Origin of the sequence: Rhizobium sp. R693, from assembly GCF_002211315.1 — a bacterium.
Lineage (GTDB): Bacteria > Pseudomonadota > Alphaproteobacteria > Rhizobiales > Rhizobiaceae > Rhizobium.
Genome location: NZ_LOKY01000034.1, coordinates 68,672 through 89,807, shown reverse-complemented (window position 1 = coordinate 89,807; position 21,136 = coordinate 68,672). Strand labels below are relative to the sequence as shown.

General features: G+C 60.0%; 18 protein-coding genes. 10 read left to right on the top strand and 8 right to left on the bottom strand.

The features are described 5' to 3' along the window. Positions 1 to 73 precede the first annotated feature (73 nt). Complete coding sequence (locus tag ATY79_RS21160; RefSeq protein ID WP_088694273.1) at positions 74 to 571, bottom strand: histidine phosphatase family protein; 498 nt, start codon at positions 569 to 571, stop codon at positions 74 to 76. A 273-nt stretch (positions 572 to 844) separates the two neighbouring features. On the opposite strand from ATY79_RS21160, the gene dksA reads away from it, so the two are divergent. Further along, positions 845 to 1,264: an RNA polymerase-binding protein DksA gene (dksA, locus tag ATY79_RS21155; RefSeq protein WP_007532954.1), complete on the top strand. Its 420-nt coding sequence runs from the start codon at positions 845 to 847 to the stop codon at positions 1,262 to 1,264. Between the two features lie 67 nt (positions 1,265 to 1,331). On the opposite strand, the gene ATY79_RS21150 is transcribed toward dksA, so the two are convergent. Next, a complete protein-coding gene (locus ATY79_RS21150; protein ID WP_088704801.1) occupies positions 1,332 to 2,342 on the bottom strand; it encodes a flagellar biosynthetic protein FliO in 1,011 nt (336 codons plus the stop codon). Positions 2,343 to 2,627: 285 nt separating this feature from the next. Here ATY79_RS21150 and ATY79_RS21145 point away from each other — a divergent pair, with 285 nt between their 5' ends. Then, a complete protein-coding gene (locus tag ATY79_RS21145) occupies positions 2,628 to 5,228 on the top strand; it encodes a PAS domain-containing sensor histidine kinase (protein ID WP_088704800.1) in 2,601 nt (866 codons plus the stop codon). 29 nt (positions 5,229 to 5,257) lie between these two features. Here ATY79_RS21145 and ATY79_RS21140 read toward each other — a convergent pair whose 3' ends face one another. Both ATY79_RS21140 and ATY79_RS21135 read right to left on the bottom strand, forming a co-directional pair. Continuing rightward, the gene (locus tag ATY79_RS21140) at positions 5,258 to 6,184 is read right to left on the bottom strand and encodes a pseudouridine-5'-phosphate glycosidase (RefSeq protein WP_088694270.1); all 927 of its coding nucleotides are present in this window, start codon (positions 6,182 to 6,184) and stop codon (positions 5,258 to 5,260) included. A gap of 28 nt (positions 6,185 to 6,212) precedes the next feature. Further along, positions 6,213 to 7,157 (bottom strand): carbohydrate kinase family protein, encoded by a 945-nt coding sequence (locus ATY79_RS21135; RefSeq protein WP_088694269.1) that lies wholly within the window; start codon positions 7,155 to 7,157, stop codon positions 6,213 to 6,215. A 240-nt stretch (positions 7,158 to 7,397) separates the two neighbouring features. Between ATY79_RS21135 and recA the strand changes: the two genes are divergently transcribed. Together recA and alaS are read left to right on the top strand one after the other, a co-directional pair. Continuing rightward, positions 7,398 to 8,486, top strand: coding sequence for a recombinase RecA (recA, locus tag ATY79_RS21130; RefSeq protein ID WP_088694268.1), 1,089 nt, complete (start codon positions 7,398 to 7,400; stop codon positions 8,484 to 8,486). Positions 8,487 to 8,638: 152 nt separating this feature from the next. Continuing rightward, positions 8,639 to 11,299 (top strand): alanine--tRNA ligase, encoded by a 2,661-nt coding sequence (alaS, locus tag ATY79_RS21125; protein WP_088704799.1) that lies wholly within the window; start codon positions 8,639 to 8,641, stop codon positions 11,297 to 11,299. 95 nt (positions 11,300 to 11,394) lie between these two features. Here alaS and ATY79_RS21120 read toward each other — a convergent pair whose 3' ends face one another. Next, positions 11,395 to 12,027 carry a LysE family translocator gene (locus ATY79_RS21120; RefSeq protein WP_088704798.1) on the bottom strand — a complete coding sequence of 211 codons (633 nt, stop codon included), beginning with the start codon at positions 12,025 to 12,027 and terminating at the stop codon, positions 11,395 to 11,397. Between the two features lie 126 nt (positions 12,028 to 12,153). Here ATY79_RS21120 and ATY79_RS21115 point away from each other — a divergent pair, with 126 nt between their 5' ends. Next, positions 12,154 to 13,005, top strand: coding sequence for an AraC family transcriptional regulator (locus ATY79_RS21115; protein WP_088704797.1), 852 nt, complete (start codon positions 12,154 to 12,156; stop codon positions 13,003 to 13,005). Positions 13,006 to 13,015: 10 nt separating this feature from the next. On the opposite strand, the gene ATY79_RS21110 is transcribed toward ATY79_RS21115, so the two are convergent. The 3 genes from ATY79_RS21110 to ATY79_RS21100 form a co-directional block, all read right to left on the bottom strand. Continuing rightward, complete coding sequence (locus ATY79_RS21110) at positions 13,016 to 13,636, bottom strand: glutathione S-transferase family protein (RefSeq protein WP_088704796.1); 621 nt, start codon at positions 13,634 to 13,636, stop codon at positions 13,016 to 13,018. 106 nt (positions 13,637 to 13,742) lie between these two features. Beyond that, on the bottom strand, positions 13,743 to 14,189 hold the full coding sequence (locus ATY79_RS21105; RefSeq protein ID WP_088694263.1) for a GNAT family N-acetyltransferase: 447 nt from the start codon (positions 14,187 to 14,189) through the stop codon (positions 13,743 to 13,745). 78 nt (positions 14,190 to 14,267) lie between these two features. After that, positions 14,268 to 15,479, bottom strand: coding sequence for an NADP-dependent isocitrate dehydrogenase (locus tag ATY79_RS21100; RefSeq protein ID WP_018854858.1), 1,212 nt, complete (start codon positions 15,477 to 15,479; stop codon positions 14,268 to 14,270). A 187-nt stretch (positions 15,480 to 15,666) separates the two neighbouring features. Between ATY79_RS21100 and ATY79_RS21095 the strand changes: the two genes are divergently transcribed. The 5 genes from ATY79_RS21095 (at position 15,667) to ATY79_RS21070 (ending at position 21,094) form a co-directional block, all read left to right on the top strand. Further along, positions 15,667 to 16,197: a hypothetical protein gene (locus ATY79_RS21095; protein WP_088694466.1), complete on the top strand. Its 531-nt coding sequence runs from the start codon at positions 15,667 to 15,669 to the stop codon at positions 16,195 to 16,197. A gap of 444 nt (positions 16,198 to 16,641) precedes the next feature. Continuing rightward, on the top strand, positions 16,642 to 17,472 hold the full coding sequence (locus tag ATY79_RS21085; RefSeq protein ID WP_088694261.1) for an RNA methyltransferase: 831 nt from the start codon (positions 16,642 to 16,644) through the stop codon (positions 17,470 to 17,472). After that, positions 17,453 to 18,253 carry a glutamate racemase gene (gene murI, locus ATY79_RS21080; RefSeq protein ID WP_088704794.1) on the top strand — a complete coding sequence of 267 codons (801 nt, stop codon included), beginning with the start codon at positions 17,453 to 17,455 and terminating at the stop codon, positions 18,251 to 18,253. Before ATY79_RS21085 ends, murI begins: the two co-directional genes overlap by 20 nt. A 128-nt stretch (positions 18,254 to 18,381) precedes the next feature. After that, on the top strand, positions 18,382 to 19,488 hold the full coding sequence (locus tag ATY79_RS21075) for an MFS transporter (protein WP_245312421.1): 1,107 nt from the start codon (positions 18,382 to 18,384) through the stop codon (positions 19,486 to 19,488). A gap of 91 nt (positions 19,489 to 19,579) precedes the next feature. Further along, positions 19,580 to 21,094 carry an ATP-binding protein gene (locus tag ATY79_RS21070; protein ID WP_088704792.1) on the top strand — a complete coding sequence of 505 codons (1,515 nt, stop codon included), beginning with the start codon at positions 19,580 to 19,582 and terminating at the stop codon, positions 21,092 to 21,094. Positions 21,095 to 21,136 lie beyond the last annotated feature (42 nt).

Here is a 21,136-nt window from a genome sequence, read left to right as displayed (position 1 = left end):
GAATCCCGGTTGTATCGTGACAAGCCATATAGGAACCCCGGATCGACGCGAAAAGACGTTCCGCGAAAAGAGCTTAGTCGATCACGAAATCGACGAGACGCCAGCCTGCCGACACACCGTCATAGTCCAGAACCACAAGACCGGCCGTCGGAAAGCCGGTCGGCAATGCCTGACAGAGTGCCTCGTGGCCGATCAACGCTTCCAGCGTTTGCTCCATCGTCGGGTTGTGGCCCACCAGCATGACTGAGTCGATCGCCTGCTGGGCATCGATGATCTCGAGATAGATGTCCTGTGAGGCATTATAAAGCTCGTCGACGAAACGAAGGTCGAGTGTGGAACCCATGGCCCGATGTACGGCATCGGCCGTGTCCCGGCAACGCGCCGCTGTCGAACTCAGTACGAGATCCGGCCGATACCCCTTGTCCGCGGCCCTGTCGGCGACGAGTTCGGCCTCGGCATAGCCTTTGTCGCTGAGCGGGCGGTCGAAATCACGTTGTCCAGGTGCGGCCCAAGCGGCTTCGGCGTGCCGCAGCAGATAAATCCGGGAAGGCGGAGGCGTGATTGCGGCCATAGGAAAATCCACGTCGAAGGGACTTTTTCAGTAGCGGGTGAGCGGCCCGTGCGTCAACCGCGGCCGCAGGTGTCGCGCCTAAATCCGGCTTGGGAAAGTATGGGGTTACCGGGAGAGGAATATGCATCCGGCGGAATAAGGGTGAGAAAATAGCCTGTTAGCTTAAAAATATGACAGATTTAAAAAACTGTTTACCTAGCGTATTTGGCTTGAATCAACCGTAGTGCTCGCGATATACACCCGCCAGATGAGATGTTCTTCAGGAGAATCGCGTTGAGTGAGAAGATCGATCTTAGCAACTACGTACCCTCGGAAGAGGAAGAGTTCATGAATGGCAATCAGCGGGCTTACTTTAGAGCCAAGCTCGTCGCCTGGAAGAACGACATTCTCAGAGAGGCGCGCGAAACCCTCGACCACTTGGCCGAGGAAAGCGCAAACCACCCGGACCTTGCCGATAGGGCATCGTCCGAAACCGACCGGGCTATCGAACTGCGTGCCCGCGACCGCCAGAGAAAGCTGATTTCCAAGATCGACGCAGCACTGCAACGTATCGAAGACGGCACCTACGGCTATTGCGAGGAGACCGGCGAACCAATCGGTCTCAAGCGGCTTGACGCTCGACCGATCGCGACGCTCTCCATCGAGGCTCAAGAGCGGCACGAGCGCCGGGAAAAGGTTTACCGGGACGAATAGTCCCGACATAAAAGATAAAAGGGCACCGCGGAAACACGGTGCCCTTTTGTTTTTGGGATCGACCCGCCTACTTGTCGCGGTTGACGCTCATCTCGCCGAAGATGCGTGCGACCTCGTTTTGAAGCGCGGCATCAGCACCTGTGAGCGGCGCCATGTCAGGATCACGGCGCGGCAGGTTACCGGGCGCCGGAGCGGGTCTTGCAGCGGGCACCTGTGGCGTCGGCACGATGCGCTCGGCGGCAAGTGTACTTGTCATTTCTTCCTCGAGGATGCGCTGGAAGTCGCTGGGCTGTGCAGCCGGCGCTAGCGTGCCAACCTCGACGAATGCCGATGAGGGCTGCACGGGCGCGGGCGCGTTCCGGACCGACGGAGGGGTGACATGCGGCTCGATGCGCTGTTGCGAAAGCACACGCTCGCGGGCCGAATCGAGAATGTCTGCGGCAGCGGAGGCCTCGATCGGGGCCGGCGCCGGGCGCGGTTCCGGGCGTGGCTCGAATGATGGTGCCGGACGCGGGGCACGCTCACGTTCGCCGATGACGGGCGGAGGCGAGGGCGGCGTGGCGACGATAACCGGTTCCGGGCGGGCTTCGATCGGCGCGCGGTCGGGCACGTAAGCTTCAGCTGGCGTATGGCTGCGGATCGGTAGCGCATCCTGGGGTTCCGCCTGCGTGATGCGAACAGGCGCCGGCTGCTCGGGCGGGGCCTCGAGCTGTGGTGACATCACGGGGGTAGCAACCGGCGCGGGCGCAGCGGCCGATTGAGCTGTCTCGAGCGATACGGGCTTGTCGGCGGCCTCGCCAATCTTGCTCTCGATGACGATATCGGTCGGTCCGCCGATCATAATCAGATGTTCGACATCGTCGCGGCGGACGAGGACGAGGCGTCTGCGCGCATCGACGGCCGCCGCATCGAGGACCTGCAGCCGTGGCTGACGGTTGCGGCCACCCCGCACGAAGGGCGAAGGCGCCCGGTTTCGCATGAACCAGAGCACGACAATCAGCAGCAATAGAGCTATGCCGACGCCGCCGGCGGCGAGAAGGAAGCGGCTCCCATAGGCTCCCATGAGATTATCGAACATCTTGGCTTACTCCCTTCGCGGTTTTGAACCACATGGCGACTTTACCACTTCGTAGACAAGTCCCGATGGCCTTGTCCAGTCACGCCAACCCGAAGTGGAATTCGAACATGCTTTCTTAACAACGCATTTTAATGGCGAAATTGGCGCTGTTCGTTGTGAATTCAATCAGTCTTCACAGAGACCAGTGTTTTTGCGGGGACCGCAAATTGATAAGAAGGAAATGACGCCTGATTCCTGCTTTCTCCCCATTACGAGTGAAGCCCGGCAGGCCATGCGAGGGAATAGATGACGAGACCGCGTCAGGCCGACGATTATAGCGAACCGCTCTTGGACCGCGGGGGCCGCACGGGAACGGCCTTGCGGATCATCCTGCTTGCGCTTGTGCTGATCGGTGCAGCCGCTGCATTCGTTGTTTTCAAAAGTTCTCTCGACAACGAAATGGTGCTTGGCGTTCTTGGCGTGCTTGCCATGGTCGGGATTTTCTTCCTCGTGTCGTCGGTGATCGGCTTTATCGAGGTCATGCCGCAGCGGCAGTCCGATAGCCTCGCGCGGGCATTTCTGAACAGCCACCCCGATGGGTCGCTAATTACCGATGACAAAGGGCGCATCGTCTATGCGAACGCGGCCTATGGCGAGTTGACAGGCGCCCGCAAATCGACAGAAGTTCAGACGCTCGAAGCGCTGCTGTCGCGTCATCGGGAATCGAACGAGGCGCTTTATCGTCTTTCCAACGGGCTTCGCGAAGGGCGGGAGGGCAGTGAGGAGTTCCGCCTGTTGCGGTCGCTGGGCCCCTCGACGAACGGTGCAGGAGCGCATTGGTACCGCCTCAAAGCGCGGACTCTGCAGAGCGAGGAGATCGGGCGCAAGCCACTCCACATCTGGCAGATCAGCGACATCACATCCGAGCGTGACGATCAGGAGCGGTTCTTCAAGGAACTGCAAAATGCGATCGACTATCTTGACCACGCGCCAGCCGGGTTCTTTTCGGCCGGTCGCAAAGGGGAGATATTCTACCTCAATGCAACGCTGGCGGAATGGCTTGGCATCGATCTCACCAAATTCGTTCCAGGCTCCGTAACGATCGGCGATTTCGTCGCAGGCGAGGGACTTGCGCTCATCCAATCGGTGCAGGCTGATCCGGGCCTGAAAAAGACGGTAACGCTCGATCTCGACCTGAAGAAGATGAACGGCCAGAGTCTGCCGGCCCAGATCGTCCACAGCGTGACGTCGATGCGCGATGGTGCTCCGGGAGAAAGCCGGTCGATTGTTCTGACGCGGCAGAAAAGCGGCGAGAACGATCAGTCGGGGACGGCGGCCGCGATGCGGTTTACTCGTTTCTTCAACAACACGCCGATGGCAATTGCCTCGGTCGATGGCGAAGGCCGTATCCTGCGAACCAATGCCCCGTTCCTGAAACTGTTTTCCGGGATTGTCTCCCGGAATGACGTCGAGAACGGCGCCTTACTCGAAATCATTGTCCAGGACAGCGATAAGTCGAAACTGCAGCAGGCGCTTGCGGCGGCGAAGGATCGGCAGGGCGATATCCCGCCGATCGACTCTCGTACGCCAACGGATGAAGCCCGCCATTTCCGCTTCTACGTCAACGCGGTGATCGATCAGAGCGACGAGGCGCCGGAAGAGGCCGCGATCGTCTATGCCGTCGAGGTGACCGAGCAGAAGGCGCTTGAGGCGCAGATGGCGCAGACGCAGAAGATGAACGCGGTCGGCACGCTGGCCGGTGGCATTGCGCACGACTTCAACAACGTTCTGACGGCCATCCTGCTCTCCTCCGATCATCTGCTGCTACAGGCGCGACCCGCCGACCCGGGCTTTGCCGACCTGATGGAAATCAAGCGCAACGCCAATCGTGCCGCCGTGCTTGTTCGGCAACTACTGGCCTTCTCGCGCAAGCAGACAATGCGACCGACGGTGCTCAATCTGACTGACGTGGTCGGCGACCTCAGGATGCTGGTCGACCGCCTGCTTTCCGGTACCAATGTGAAGCTTGATGTCGAGTACGGCCGCGATCTCTGGCCTGTGAAGACCGACCTGTCACAGTTCGAACAGGTGCTGATCAACCTTTGCGTCAACGCCCGAGATGCCATGCCGCAGGGCGGCAAGCTCACGCTTCGTACGAAGAATGTGACGGCGGAAGAGGTCGCGGCATTCAACTATTCCTACATGCCGCATGAAGACATGGTTCTCGTCGAGGTTTCGGACAACGGGACCGGCATTGCGCCCGAGATCATGGACAAGATCTTCGAGCCCTTCTTCACGACAAAAGAGGTGGGCAAGGGAACGGGCCTTGGTCTCGCGATGGTCTACGGCATCGTCAAGCAATCAGGTGGCTACATTCAGCCGGAGTCGGAAGTTGGCAAAGGCACGACATTCCGCGTCTTCCTGCCGCGCCACATTGTCGAGCCAGCGGTTGCCGCCGAAGGTGATGCCGTCACGCCTGTTATCGGCGCGCTTGCGGAACAGGCGCCGGCACCGGTCGAGCAACCCGAGGACCTAACGGGTTCAGCGGTTATTCTCCTGGTGGAGGATGAGGAAGCAGTGCGTCGTGGGGGCAAGCGCATGCTCGAGACACGCGGCTATACGGTTTACGAGGCCGGGTCTGGCGTCGAGGCGCTCGATATCATGGAGGAGCTCGAAGGCAAGGTCGACATTGTCGTTTCAGATGTCGTGATGCCGGAGATGGATGGTCCGTCGCTGCTGCGCGAGTTGCGCAAGAACTATCCGAACCTGAAGTTCATCTTCGTTTCGGGATATGCCGAAGACGCGTTTGCCCGCAACCTGCCGCCGGATTCCAAGTTTGGCTTCCTGCCGAAACCGTTCTCCCTGAAGCAGCTTGCCGTTGTCGTCAAAGAGACGCTGGACAGTTAAGGGGCGCCGCAGCGCCCCTTTCTAAACGATCAGCCAGCCAGCGCGACGGCAATTTCTGCCGCCAGTCGCGCGTTGTTTTCTACGAGCGCAATGTTGGTCTTCAAGCTCTGGCCGTCGGTCAGGTCAAAGATCGTGCTGAGCAGGTAAGGCGTCACTTCCTTGCCGCTGATTTCATCGCGCTCTGCGCTATCGAGCGCGCGCTCGATGTAGATCTCCATTTCCTCCCGGGGGATCTCGTCCGCCTCCGGCACGGGGTTGGCTATCAGCATGCCGCCGTCAATGCCGAGCTGCTCGCGCACCGTCTGGAAGTTGGCGATGGCGGCCGGGCTGTTCAGCGTCAGTGGACTGCGCAATCCCGAGGCACGGGACCAGAAGGCGGGGAATTCCTCGCTTTCATAGGTGACGACAGGAACGCCCGCGGTTTCCAGCACCTCCAGGGTTTTCGGAATGTCGAGGATAGCCTTGGCGCCGGCGCAGACGACGATGACGCCGGTGCGGCCGAGTTCCTCGAGGTCAGCGGAAATATCGAAGCTTTCCTCAGCGCCGCGGTGAACACCGCCGATGCCTCCGGTGGCGAAGACCTTGATGCCGGCACGCTCGGCGGCGATCATGGTCGCTGCTACGGTCGTTGCACCGTGACGGCGCTCGGCGATCGCGAAGGCGAGATCGGCGCGAGAAACCTTGAGGACGTCCTTGGCCTGCGCCAGTTGCTCCAGCTGATCGGATTCGAGGCCGATATGCAGCGTTCCGTGAATGACCGCGATAGTGGCTGGCACGGCACCCTGCTCACGAATGAGCGCCTCGACGCTGCGGGCCATCTCGATGTTGCCGGGGTAGGGCATGCCATGCGTGATGATGGTCGATTCAAGTGCCACGATCGGCGCGCCGCGCTGCTTGGCGCTTGCGACTTCTTTGGAATAGGCGATCGGCAGGAGGGGGGAGAACGGTTTCGTCATTGTCTCTTCCATTTCATCGGTACGGCCTTCAATGCAAAATTCTCGCCGGTGGAACAAGGGAAAGTGTCTCCCTGATCAGATCCGGGGAAAGGTTTTCATTGACCGCATGCGGCGATTGTACGGTCAGCGCTGCTGCTGCGGCGCCTTCGCGAACGGCATCGACCAAGGAAATCCCGCGCATCAATCCTGAGATTACGCCGGCTGCAAGCGAGTCTCCCGCGCCGGTGACATCCGCGACGCCTTCCAGATTTGCGGGCTGCAGGGCTATCGCGTGGCGATCCGCAAAGGCGATCAGCTCGCGTTGTCCGCGCGTGACGACGCCGCCGCGCAAACCGATGTCACCCAGCAGTGACGGCCAGTGTGCTGGATCGTTGGGGCGCTCGCCGGTCAATGCGGCAGCCTCAGCCTCGTTGAGGAAAAGGTAGTCGATCCCTTCGATGCACGGCTTGAGCTTGACGGCCTTCGCCGGCGAGATTGCGATTGCGCCCACCGGCTTGCCAAGCACCTTCGCACGCTCGACGATCGATGCCAGCGTCTCTGCTGGCAGGTTGGCGTCGATGAGGATGAAATCGGTCGCGGCAAAGGCATCGCGGACGGCACGGATCGAGAGGCGCCTCGGCACGAACATGCGGTAGAGATCCATGTCGGCAAGCGCAATCACCAGGTTTCCGTCGTTCTCGATGATTGCGGTATAGCTCGGCGTCTTGCGATCGAGGAAAACAAAGGGGCGATCATCAACGCCGGCGAAGTCGGCAGCCTCACTGACCATCTCGCCGATCGGATCACCGCCGCGGGGCGAAATCATCGTCACGTCGAAGCCCAACCGGGCAAGATTGCGAGCGGCATTGAAGCCGCCGCCGCCCGGCTCCTCGAACCATGTACCTGGATTGCTGGCGCCAGCCACGGTGTCTCCTGAAATGCGTCCGCGCCTGTCGATATGGGCTCCGCCAAGGACAAGAATCTTCCGCTTCATTTCATCATCCCGCGTGGCCGAAAGATACGAATCGTCCTGCCGCCACTGGTCGACTGGCGAGCAGATCCCTATCTCTAAGCTGTTGCTTTCCATTACTAAAACAAATGTAGAACACGGGCAGTTTTACCTTTTTGTTTCAATTATTTGAGCGCCGCTTGCGCAATGAGAACAAATGCGGTACAAAATCGGCATCAGCGGCGACATTGCTTGAGCGGCTTCAATAACCTAAAGGTGGATCGAATGTCACAGAATACATTGCGGCTTGTAGAGGACAAATCGGTGGACAAAAGCAAGGCACTTGAAGCGGCACTCTCACAGATCGAGCGGTCGTTCGGCAAGGGCTCAATCATGAAGCTCGGCTCGAACGAGAACGTTGTCGAGATCGAAACGGTGTCGACGGGTTCCCTCGGGCTGGATATAGCGCTCGGAATCGGCGGTCTTCCGAAAGGACGTATCATAGAGATTTACGGACCTGAAAGCTCGGGTAAGACGACGCTCGCGCTACAGACCATTGCCGAATCGCAGAAGAAGGGCGGCATCTGCGCTTTCGTTGACGCGGAACATGCGCTCGATCCGGTCTATGCCCGCAAACTTGGTGTCGATCTGCAGAATCTGCTGATTTCACAGCCGGATACGGGCGAGCAGGCGCTTGAGATCACCGACACGCTGGTCCGTTCCGGTGCGGTCGACGTTCTCGTTGTCGACTCCGTCGCCGCGTTGACGCCGCGTGCCGAAATCGAAGGCGAGATGGGCGATAATCTGCCGGGTCTTCAGGCGCGTCTGATGAGCCAGGCACTGCGCAAGCTGACGGCTTCCATCTCGAAGTCGAACACCATGGTCATCTTCATCAACCAGATCCGCATGAAGATCGGTGTCATGTTCGGTTCGCCGGAAACGACGACCGGCGGTAACGCGCTGAAGTTCTATGCGTCCGTTCGCCTTGACATTCGACGCATCGGTGCGGTCAAGGAGCGCGAAGAGGTGATTGGCAACCAGACCCGCGTCAAGGTCGTCAAGAACAAGATGGCGCCTCCCTTCAAGCAGGTCGAATTCGACATCATGTATGGTGAGGGCGTTTCGAAGACCGGCGAACTGGTCGACCTAGGCGTCAAGGCTGGTATTGTCGAGAAGTCGGGCGCCTGGTTCTCTTATAACAGCCAGCGCCTCGGCCAGGGCCGCGAGAATGCGAAGCTCTTCCTGCGCGACAATCCGGATCTCCTGCGTGAGATTGAGACGGCGCTTCGTCAGAATGCCGGTCTGATTGCGGACCGCTTCCTGCAGAACGGCGGCCCTGATGCGAATGACGGGGACGAGGCCGTCGACGGCTAATCGTATCGGTTTCCAACAGTTCAAAACCGGCCGTATTCTTTGATCAGAATGCGGCCGGTTTTGTTTGTCTGCTGGACAGTGGTTAAGGCGAACGATAAAAGCCACTGGATTTAAGTTTTGACCTGCCTTCCGGCAGCATTGAAGGGCATAGCATGAGCGGTGTGAATGATATCCGGTCGACCTTCCTCGACTATTTCAAGAAGAACGGCCACGAAATCGTTTCGTCGAGCCCGCTGGTGCCGCGCAACGATCCGACCCTGATGTTCACCAATGCCGGCATGGTCCAGTTCAAGAATGTTTTCACCGGCCTGGAGCAGCGTCCATACAAGACGGCCTCGACGGCGCAGAAGTGCGTCCGCGCCGGCGGCAAGCATAACGACCTTGATAACGTCGGCTACACTGCGCGCCATCACACCTTCTTCGAGATGCTCGGCAACTTCTCCTTCGGCGACTACTTCAAGGAGCGGGCAATCGAGCTTGCCTGGAACCTGATCACCAAGGAATTCGCGCTCGACGCCAAGCGGCTGCTGGTCACCGTCTATCACACGGATGACGAGGCCTTTAATCTCTGGAAGAAGATCGCAGGTTTGCCGGACGAGAAGATTATCCGCATTCCGACCAGCGACAATTTCTGGGCGATGGGCGATACCGGCCCGTGCGGCCCGTGTTCGGAAATCTTCTATGACCACGGCGATCACATCTGGGGCGGCCCTCCCGGCTCACCTGAAGAAGATGGCGACCGCTTCATCGAGATCTGGAACCTCGTCTTCATGCAGTACGAGCAGGTCACCAAGGAAGAGCGAATCGACCTCCCGCGTCCGTCGATCGACACCGGCATGGGACTGGAGCGCGTCGCTGCTGTTCTGCAGGGCAAGCACGACAACTATGACATCGACCTCTTCCGCGCCCTGATCGAGGCTTCGGAGGAAGTGACGGGTGTGAAGGCAGAGGGCGAGCGTCGCGCCAGCCACCGCGTTATTGCCGACCACCTGCGCTCATCGGCGTTCCTGATTGCCGATGGGGTGTTGCCCTCGAATGAAGGCCGCGGTTACGTGCTTCGCCGGATCATGCGCCGCGCGATGCGGCATGCAGAGTTGCTCGGTGCCAAGGAGCCGCTGATCTGGAAGCTGTTGCCGACGCTTGTCCAGGAAATGGGACGGGCATATCCGGAGCTGGTCCGCGCGGAATCGCTGATCTCCGAGACGCTGAAGCTTGAAGAGACCCGATTCCGTAAGACGTTGGAGCGCGGTCTTTCGCTTCTCTCCGATGCCACGACGGCGCTCGGCAAGGGTGACATGCTCGATGGCGAAACCGCCTTCAAACTCTATGATACCTATGGCTTCCCGCTCGACCTGACGCAGGATGCGCTTCGCGCCCGCGAAATCGGCGTAGACATATCCGGCTTCACCGACGCCATGCAGCGGCAGAAGGCCGAGGCGCGCTCGCACTGGGCCGGTTCCGGCGACAAGGCTACCGAGACGATTTGGTTCGAACTCAAGGAGAAGCACGGCGCGACGGAGTTCCTCGGCTACGACACCGAGACCGCAGAAGGCGTTGTTCAGGCCATTGTGAAGGACGGCACGTCGGTTGATTCCGCGTCGGCCGGCGACAAGGTTCAGATCGTCGTCAACCAGACGCCGTTCTACGGTGAGTCCGGCGGCCAGATGGGAGATACGGGTGTCATTACCTCCGATACCGCCAAGATCGAGATCACGGACACACAGAAGAAGGGCGAGGGCCTCTTTGTCCATATCGGCACTGTCGTCGAAGGTAATGTGAACGCGGGTGATGCGGTCGCGTTGACGGTCGACCATGCGCGCCGCTCGCGCTTGCGCGCAAACCATTCCGCCACGCACCTGCTGCACGAGGCGCTGCGCGAAGTGTTGGGCACGCATGTGGCACAGAAGGGCTCGCTCGTCGCCCCGGAGCGACTGCGCTTCGACGTTTCGCATCCAAAGCCGATGACTGCTGACGAACTGAAGGTCGTCGAGGACATGGCGAACGAGATCGTGTTGCAGAATTCGCCGGTCACGACCCGCCTGATGAGCGTCGATGACGCGATTGCCGAAGGCGCGATGGCTCTGTTCGGCGAAAAATACGGCGACGAGGTTCGCGTTGTGGCCATGGGCCAGGGCGTGCGCGGCGCGAAGGCCGGAAAGCCCTATTCGATCGAACTTTGCGGCGGCACGCATGTCGGCGCGACCGGTCAGATCGGGCTGATCCGTATTCTCGGCGAAAGCGCGGTTGGTGCCGGCGTGCGCCGTATCGAGGCGGTCACAGGCGAATCCGCGCGTGAATACCTGGCGGAACAGGACGAGCGCGTCAAATCGCTCGCGACGTCGTTGAAGGTGCAGCCGGCAGATGTTCTCGCTCGCGTTGAGGCGCTGATGGATGAACGCCGCAAGCTTGAGCGCGAGTTGGCCGATGCCAAGCGCAAACTTGCAATGGGCGGCGGGCAGGGCGGCTCCGCGGATTCGGTTCGCGATGTTGCCGGCGTCAAGTTCCTTGGCAAGGCAATCTCTGGTGTGGATCCCAAGGATCTCAAGGGCCTGGCCGATGACGGTAAGGCAAGCCTCGGTTCCGGCGTTGTCGCGCTGATCGGCGTTGCCGAGGACGGCAAGGCGAGTGCTGTCGTTGCTGTCACCGAAGATCTCGTCGGACGCTTCAGCGCCGTCGATCTGGTGCGCATCGCGTCTGCTGCGCTCGGTGGCAAGGGTGGGGGCGGCCGTCCTGATATGGCGCAGGCCGGCGGTCCGGATGGATCGAAGGCGGATGAGGCGATCGAGGTGGTTGCTGCGGCGCTGGCTGGTTGAGGCGCAATAACTGGTAATAGTCTGAAATCTGAGCCGGCTGCGAAATGACGTATTTCGCAGCCGGTTTGTATTTGTGCGCGTGCTACTGACTGGTTTCAGCTTCTCGTTTGCACAGCGAGACGGCACGCAAGGCCAGTGAACACGCTTGCCAGCAAATATTGCGGCAGCTTGGGGAAACGGGTCGCTGTGCTCAGACGTGTGCGTATCTTGCTTCCCAGAATGATGACGGCGCCGTTCACGATGAAGCCGATGCCATTCAAAACACTCGCTAGCACAAGCATCTGTACGACCATGGAGCCGCCGCCGGGGCGGACGAACTGCGGAAACAACGCCACGACGAAGAGCGCCATCTTGGGGTTCAGGAGATTCGTCGCTAGTCCTGCAAGGAATATCCGCTTTCCCGCGAGCCTCGTGAGCGTCGAGGCTGGAGCAAAAGCTGTCCGCTCCGACCGAATCGTCTTGTATGCGAGATAGAGAAGATAAGAGCACCCCGCCAAGCGAACGACATCGTAGGCGACCGGCACGGTCAGAAAGAGCTGGGAAAGCCCGAGAGCTGCGGCGAGGGCATGGCAATAGGTGCCGAGCGCGATGCCCGCATAAGTCAGAAATCCGGCTGCGCGTCCCTGGCTTATGCTGCGGGAGGCGATCAGCAGCATGTCTGGGCCGGGTGTTGCGGTCAGCACCAGGGCGGCGACGGCAAAGAGTATGATTGTTGAAAAGTCCGGCATTTTGAAATCCTCTTGGGTTCGAGCCGGAATTCCGATCTATCAGGATTCGCTGGCGGCGCAAGTCCGCAGGATTTGTCAAATCGCGGTATGCTTTTCTGCCGCGATCGACTTGCATGAGGTTCTGACATGAATGGCGAAACGGCATGGGCGCTCTACGAAAACCGTCTCAGACGGGTATCGGCCTATATCCATGATCATCTCGACGAGGAGCTCGACATGGACAACCTTGCCGGCATCGCCTGCATGTCGAGCTACCACTGGCACAGGATCTATCGCGCGGTTCATGGCGAGACACTCGCGGCGACCGTCAAGCGATTAAGGCTGCATCGTGCCGCCGGCGACATCGTTGCCACGGATCTTTCTGTCCGGGAGATAGCAAGGCGATCAGGCTATCCCAACCTCCAGTCCTTCAACCGCATCTTCAAATCGGTCTATGGCATGCCGCCAGCACAGTACCGGAAGGAGGGAAGCCACAAAGCCTTCGAACCCTCACCTTACGGAAAGACCGCAACCATGTTTGACATTACCCTACGGAAGATCGAGCCAATTCAATTGCTTGGCGTGCCGCATATCGGCTCGTACATGCAGATCGGCAAGGCATTCGAGACCTTGTTCAGCACGCTTTTTGCTCGTGGACTTGCCAAGCCCACGATGCGCATGATCGGTGTCTATCTCGATGATCCCGACATTGTGCCTGCCGAAAAGCTCCGCTCGGTCGCATGCGTGACCGTCGAAGGCGAGGTTGCGGTGGTGGCGCCGTTCGAAACTCGTACACTCGACGGAGGGGAATACGCCGTGCTGCGTCACAAGGGACCTTACGCCGACATGTACAAGGCCTACCATTGGCTCTATGCGGATTGGTTGCCCGCTTCGGGCAGGAAACTTCGCGACAGCGTTATGTTTGAGGAATATCTCAACAACCCACGTGATGTACCGCCGACCGAACTCCTGACTGACATTCACATGCCGCTGGTCTAGCATCCGGTTGCTATTGTGCGGCCTTCATGGCCTCGTCATCGATTGCGACGGCGCGCTTGTAAGCCGGGCGATCGGTGACGCGGCCGAGATAGTCTGCGAAGGCCTGGCGCTTCTCGAGGGTGCCGAAGCCCATGCCCCAGCCGATATGCGAGCCGACGTAGACGTCGGCTGCCGTGAAGCGGTCACCGGTGACATAGGGCGATGCGCTGACGGCGCGCTCCAACGTGTTCATCACATCCGCGTAGCTGCCATATCCGGCCATGCGTGCCTTGTCGGGTGGCGTTTCGAAGCCCAAGGCCTTGTTGGTCACTGCCGCTTCGAGAGGGCCTGCGGTGAAGAACATCCAGCGATAATAGCTGCCGCGCTCGTCCGGTTTTGGAGCAAGGCCGGCCTCCTGAAAGGTATCGGCCAGGTAGGCGCAGATGGCGGCGCATTCCGTCACCACCGTCTTGCCGTGGCGGATCGCAGGAACTTTGCCCATCGGGTTGACGGCGAGGTATTCCGGCGACTTGATAGTTCCACCGAAGGTCATGATCTCTGTTTTGTACGGTACGCCTGTCTCTTCCAGCATCCAGCGGGCGATACGACCGCGCGACATAGGGTTCGTATAAAATACCAGTTCGTCTCTCATGTACTCCTCCTCGCTTCCTTCGGTGTTCCTCCATCTGAACGCAGCGGATCAAGGCTCGCCATGAGGGAAATAGGACAGAACCGTCGTGCGCAAAGTGGATAACTATCTAAAGCGCCTTGCGATATTGGATGAAGCCGGATCGCTCAGCGATCCTGTCGTAGAGTCTTCGCGCGGTGGCGTTTGTTTCGTGCGTCATCCAGTAAAGCCGACCAGCTCCGTTCTCGCGAGCGAGATCAGCGACGGCGTCAATGAGGGCAGCGCCAGCACCGACACCGCGCTGGGTGTCATCGACATAGAGGTCCTGGAGATAGCAGGTCCATTTCGGCAGCCAGGTCGAACGGTGGAAAATCGCGTGGACGATACCAACGAGGCGGCCGCTATCGTCGAAGGCGCCAAGCGCGTGCATGTCCTCGGTCGGATCGTGAAAGCGCGCCCAGGTCAGCTCCGTTGTCTCCGGCGGGATGACGACCTCATAGAAGCGTTGATAGCCGGCCCAAAGCGGCTCCCAGGCGCCTCGGTCGGATGGCTGCAGCGGACGGATCGTAGTGGTCATCCTTTTGTTCCCCTTACTTGTCGCTGAAACGAAAACGGCGGGGAAATCCCCGCCGTCCATTCCGATATTGGTTCTGGCTTATGCCATGGCCTTCTGCAGGTTCTGGTCGATCTTGTCGAGGAAGGCGGTGGTGGAGAGCCAAGGCTGATCGGGGCCGATGAGCAACGCCAGATCCTTGGTCATGAAGCCGGCCTCGACGGTGTCGACGCAGACCTTTTCGAGCGTGGCGGCGAACTTTGCGAGTTCGGCGTTGTCATCGAGCTTGGCGCGGTGCGCGAGGCCACGGGTCCAGGCGAAGATCGATGCGATCGAGTTCGTCGAGGTCTCCTGGCCCTTCTGGTGCTGGCGGTAATGGCGGGTAACCGTGCCGTGTGCAGCTTCGGCTTCAACAGTCTTGCCATCCGGAGTCAAGAGAACCGAAGTCATCAGACCGAGCGAGCCGAAGCCCTGGGCAACCGTGTCCGACTGGACGTCGCCGTCATAGTTCTTGCAGGCCCAGACGTAGCCGCCGGACCACTTCAGCGCCGAAGCAACCATGTCATCGATCAGGCGGTGCTCGTAGGTGATGCCGATTTCCTTGAACTGATCTTTGAACTCGGTCTCGTAGACTTCTTCGAAGATGTCCTTGAAACGGCCGTCATAGGCCTTGAGGATGGTGTTCTTGGTCGACAGGTAGACCGGCCACTTGCGCATCAGGCCATACATCATCGAGGCGCGGGCGAATTCGCGGATCGACTCGTCGAGGTTGTACATCGCCATTGCCACGCCGGCGCCCGGTGCGTCGAAGACTTCTTTTTCGATGACCTGGCCGTCTTCGCCGACGAACTTGATCGTCAGCTTGCCCTTGCCCGGGAATTTGAAGTCGGTCGCGCGGTACTGGTCGCCGAAGGCATGACGGCCGACAACGATCGGCTGTGTCCAGCCCGGAACGAGACGCGGGACGTTCTTGCAGATGATCGGCTCGCGGAAGATAACGCCGCCAAGGATGTTGCGGATCGTGCCGTTCGGGCTCTTCCACATCTGCTTGAGGTTGAATTCCTTGACGCGTGCCTCATCAGGCGTGATCGTTGCGCACTTGATGCCGACGCCATGCTTCTTGATGGCGTTGGCGGCGTCGATCGTCACCTGATCGTTGGTGGCGTCGCGGTTTTCAACGGAAAGGTCGAAATAATCGATCTCAAGGTCGAGATACGGATGGATCAGCTTATCCTTGATGAGCTGCCAAATGATGCGAGTCATTTCATCGCCGTCGAGATCGGCGACGGGATTGGCGACCTTGATCTTCTTCATGTATCTGCCTCGTTAAGCTTGGAAGGGACTTGCGTCCCGGGTGGGTGATGTCAAATCCCGAGCGCTATAGCATTGTGGGCCGGGAGTGCAAAGCCGGAAGCAGGAAGGGGATCGTGTTTTTGCGGCCATTGCCAAGCGGAGGAAAATGGCTAGTCTCCGGCGCAAAACCATTGCCTGGATATTCGTCATGAAGAAGATTTCCCTTGTCCTTGCGATCCTGCTCGGTTCGACGTGCCCGATGCTCGCCGCCGACGTTACAGCGCCTGTAAAAGAGGTTATGGATGCGACGATCAAGAACTGGTCGGGAGCAGACAGCGATTGGATCGACATCTTCGATCCGAGCAAGCTTTCACGGTTATACAGCAAGGATTTCGTGACTAAGTACCAGGCCGCCATCCAGAATCCTGCTGCCGACGAGGATGGTGTTTCCCCCTTCGACTACGACGTCATCGTCAATGGCGAAGATGCTTGCCCTCTCGAGGATTTGACGTACACGCCGAAGTCCGTCGCTGACGGCGCGACGGAAGTGGTCGTCACGTTCAAGAAGGCGACGTGCATGGATGACGGGTCGGACAAGCAGGCCGTGACCACCGTGCGGTTCGAGGTGCTCGATGAGGGCGGCAAGCCTGTCATCGATGATATCGTCACCGAGGGCGACCCAGGCCAGCCACCGAATTCGCTCAAGAACACGATGGTGCAGATCGCCAAAGGCCAATAATGGCTCGGACGACTGTGGGCCGTACTGTTCCGAGGTGGGCTGCGCGCTAGGCTTTGCATTGTAATCTGTGGTTACGCGGAGGGACAGCGAAGCTTCGATGGCTGGCGAAAATCCCCCTTGATCACCGGCATCGAGGTCGCGAATGAGGCGAGGGCAACTTTCCACGGCCTGTTGTCACCGGGCGGGGACAGGTCCGGCAGATCATGGCCAAGGATTTCGATGGGCTTACGAGTTCCAACCGGTGCGCTTCCCACCAGTGGAAGCGTTTCCTCGTTGACCGCAAGAGCAAAGGTTCGTCCCGACAGCACTTGCCGCTATCACATGCCGGCCCGCGCCTCGGCGCAGAGATGGTCGGCTCGACGCTGGACAGGCTCTCCGAATGCTTGACCCTTGCCGTTTCGGCGCGGCTTGGCTATTCCGGCCGTAACAAAAGGATCCAGCGTCATGGCAGGCACGAACAGCGAGCGGCAACTTCTCACGGAAGGCCCGGTTGTCATTCTCGTCGAACCCCAGATGGGGGAGAATATCGGCATGGTCGCGCGCGCCATGGCGAACTTCGGCCTGGTGGACTTGAGGCTGGTCAATCCGCGTGATGGTTGGCCGAACGAAAAGGCACAGGCTGCCGCCTCGAAGGCGGATCATGTGATCGAAGGCACGAAGGTCTTCGAGACGCTGGAACAGGCGATCGCCGACCTGAACTTTGTCTATGCGACGACGGCGCGCGAGCGGGACGGCTTCAAGCCGGTACGATCGCCGGTGGTGGCAGCGGAAACGCTGCGGGCGAAGTTCCGCGCAGGTGAGGGCACCGGCATCCTGTTCGGCCGCGAGCGCTGGGGGCTGACCAACGAAGAAGTCGCGCTGGCCGATGAGATCGTGACTTTCCCGGTCAACCCCGCCTTCGCCTCGCTCAACATTGCCCAAGCGGTGCTTCTGATGTCCTATGAATGGATGAAATCGGGGATGGCGGACGTCGGCAGCGTTCCCTTCCAGGCAATGTCGCAAACGCAATCCACGAAAGAACAGCTCTTCGGTCTCTACGACCAGTTGGAAGAAGCGCTGGAAGCGCGCAATTATTTCCATCCACCCGCGAAAAAGCCCAAAATGGTGGACAACCTGCGCGCAGTCCTTTCTCGCCGCGCCTTCACGGAGCAAGAAATCAGCGTGTTGCGCGGCGTTATCTCCTCCCTCGACCGCTTCTCGCGGAAATATCCGCGCGGGAGCCGGCCGCCCGTCGACGTCAAGGAACAATCGGAAGATGACAGCAGCGCTGAATGAGCTGAAACCGGTTCTGGTCTTCGATTCCGGCATCGGAGGGCTGACCGTCTTGCGCGAAGCGCGCGTGCTGATGCCGGAGCGTGGCTTCATCTACATCGCAGACGACGCCGGCTTTCCCTATGGCGGCTGGGAAGAGCAGGCGCTGAAGGAACGGATCATCGGCCTTTTCGCCAAGCTGCTTGCGGAGCATGATCCCGAGGTCTGCATCATCGCATGCAATACGGCCTTTACGCTTGTCGGCGCCGACTTGCGTGCGGCGTTTCCGCGGATGACCTTCGTCGGCACGGTACCGGCGATCAAGCCGGCCGCTGAGCGGACGCGCTCAGGGCTCGTCTCGGTTCTGGCGACGCCTGGCACGGTGAAGCGCGCCTATACGCGCGACCTGATTCAATCCTTCGCGCAGCAGTGCCATGTGCGCCTGGTCGGCTCGGAAAATCTGGCGCGAATAGCAGAGGCTTATATTCGCGGCGATGCTGTATCCGATGAGGCCGTGCTTTCCGAGATCGACCAGTGCTTCGTGGAGAAGGATGGTTCCAAGACCGATATCGTGGTTCTTGCCTGTACGCATTATCCCTTCATGGCCAATGTTTTCCGTCGGCTAGCACCCTGGCCGGTCGATTGGCTCGATCCGGCGGAGGCAATCGCGCGGCGTGCCCGCAGCCTCGTGCCGCAGGTCGTCGATGGCGTGCACCCTGATAGTTTCGACTTCGCGGTCTTCACCTCTGGCAATCCCGATTTTGCGACGCGGCGGCTGATGCAGGGATTTGGTCTCAAGGCTTGAATCAGGCGCTCGCGCCAAGCCCGTCTTCATCTCGATACAATAGGGGCTATTGCAAAGCCAGGCGACTGCGCAGACTGTGGGATGTGATTCGTCCCGCCAGGCTTCGCATGTCCTTCCAAAAACTTGTCATGGCTATCTTTTTTCTGCAGCCGATTGCGTTCGGCAGCTGGTTGCCGCGCATTCCCGAAATCCAGGCTCGTCTTGAGCTTGGTCCGGCCGATCTTGCCTTGGCGCTGCTCGGCATGCCGGTCGGTATTCTGTCGACGCTGCCTGTCGCCGGACGAGTGGTATCGCGCATTGGCGGCAAAACCACCGTCATCGCGGGATTCTTCGTCTTCTCGGTGATTGTCTGCCTTCCCGCCTTCTCGCGCACGCCGCTGGAACTCTTCATCGCGCTTGCGCTGCTTGGCGTTGCTATGTCGACGCTGGAGCTGGGGCTGAATGTTGAAGCAGATCGTGCTGAAAAGGATACCGGCTCGATTATCATGAACCGCTGCCACGGCTTCTGGAGCCTGGGCATCATGGCCGGCAGCCTGCTTGGTTCGGGAATGGTGGCAATTGCCGCGCCCGCCGAATGGGCGATCATGGCTGCTGCCTTCGTCGTTTTGCCGTTTGCCATTGTAGCAAGCCTCGGCCTGCCGCCCGATCGCGAGGCTGGTGCGGCTCCGCCGCATATGCCGTTCAAGCTGCCAAGCAGCGCTCTGCTCGGTATCTGCGCCTTCGTCTTCGGAATTACGATGACAGAAGGAGCGATCGCCGACTGGTCCGCCGTCTATCTCAAGGGTGTTTTCCAGACCGACGGCATGATGACCGGTATCGGATATACGATTTTCGCGATGATGGTCGCAGCGGGCCGCTTCAGCGGCGATCATCTGAAACAGCGTTTTGGGGCAATCGCGCTGGCTCGTGGCTGCGGCGCTGCTGCTCTCGTCGGCATGCTTATCGTCGTTTTTGCCTGGCACAGCCTTTTGACGCTGGCGGGTTTTGCCTTGGTCGGGATCGGTGTATCGGTCGGCTTTCCGCTGGCGGTGACCACCGCAGCAAGCCTGAGGGATCGACCGGCGGCCGCCAATGTCGCCATCCTGTCCTTCATGGCGCTTACCGGCTTTCTGATCGGTCCGCCTCTGATCGGCTTCATCGCGGAGATGTCCGGGTTGCGCGTCGGGTTGGCGGTGTTGCTGGTTCCACTCGCGGTCAGCCTGGTCTGCACCAGGATGCTGAAAGCCAGGTTCTGACGTTTTCTCCTGTGGGTTCGTGCCGCCGTGTTGCCAAAGACACGGCCAAACCTGCTAGGACGCCGTGTCGAATTGAAAGAGGAATGTGACATTGCAGGTTGGTATCGATATGGGAACGGCGTCGGGAGGCAATCCGGCCACGCTCGATATCGAGGAGCTTCTGGCTACCCGTCTTCTGGTGCAGGGCAATTCGGGCTCCGGCAAGTCGCATCTTCTCCGCCGTTTGTTAGAGCAATCCGCCCAGTGGGTGCAGCAGGTCATCATCGATCCTGAAGGCGATTTCGTCACTCTGTCGGACAAGTTCGGCCACGTCGTCGTCGATGGCGAGCGCACGGAAGCCGAATTGGCCGGCATCGCCACTCGTATCCGCCAGCATCGCGTCTCCTGCGTTCTGACCCTCGAGGGTCTTGATATCGAGCAGCAGATGCGTGCGGCGGCAGCTTTCCTTAACGGCATGTTCGATGCCGACCGTGAATTCTGGTATCCCGTTCTCGTCGTGGTCGACGAGGCGCAGATGTTTGCGCCTTCAGTCGGCGGCGATGTTTCGGAAGATGCCCGCAAGATGTCGCTTGGCGCCATGACGAACCTCATGTGCCGCGGCCGCAAGCGTGGTCTTGCCGGCGTGATCGCGACGCAGCGTCTCGCAAAGCTTGCGAAGAACGTGGCCGCGGAAGCCTCAAACTTCCTGATGGGCCGCACCTTCCTCGATATCGACATGGCGCGTGCGGCTGATCTCCTCGGGATGGATCGGCGTCAGGCGGAAATGTTCCGCGATCTGAAGCGTGGCAATTTCGTTGCGCTCGGGCCAGCCTTGTCGCGCCGCCCACTACCGATCCAGATCGGCAATGTCGAGACCTCGGCTCGCTCGTCGAGCCCGAAGCTCATGCCGCTGCCGGATGCACCTGACGACGTCGAGGATCTGATCTTTACCCCGGATCCAGAGGAGTTTCAGAGGCCGATCGTCCGCCGTGCGCCGCCGGCGCCACGGCCGACCACGGATATTCTTGCCGAACTGTCGCGATCGGCTCCCATTGCCTCGGCTCCTGTCTCGGAAGCGCGTGCACCTCAACCCGAACTATCGGCCGAGGAGCGCGAAGAGAGGCTGACAGCAGTGTTGCACGAGATACTGGACGATCCGGGCTCGGGATTTCGAACGGATCCCGTCCTTTATCAGGAGTTCCTCGTGCGACTTCGTATGCGCCGGGTTCCCGGTCCTCCGATGTCGCTGCCCGAGTTTCGACGTCGCGTGGCGATTTCGCGCTCCGGCGTGGATGCGGCAACGGCGGGAACAGAAGCTTGGGCGACGGCGCTGTCACTGTCCACAGGCGTCACGGACGACCTACAGGGCGTTTTCCTGATGCTGGCAAAGGCTGCTGTGTGTGGCGAGACGTGCCCCTCGGATGCACGGATTGCGCGGGCCTATGGCACCCATTCGGCCCGGCGTGCGAGACGTCTGCTTGGCTATTTCGAGGAGCAGGGCACCGTCGTCGTGCATACGGATTTCTCGGGCAAGCGCATCGTCGCGTTCCCCGATATGAACTGCCAGACGGCCCCGGGCGATGCCAATGCGCCCGATGCGGGTGATGTCCGCTCTGCAGCGGAATGACGGCCGGATTGCAGCAAGGATAGCGCGGGAACTATCGGGCTG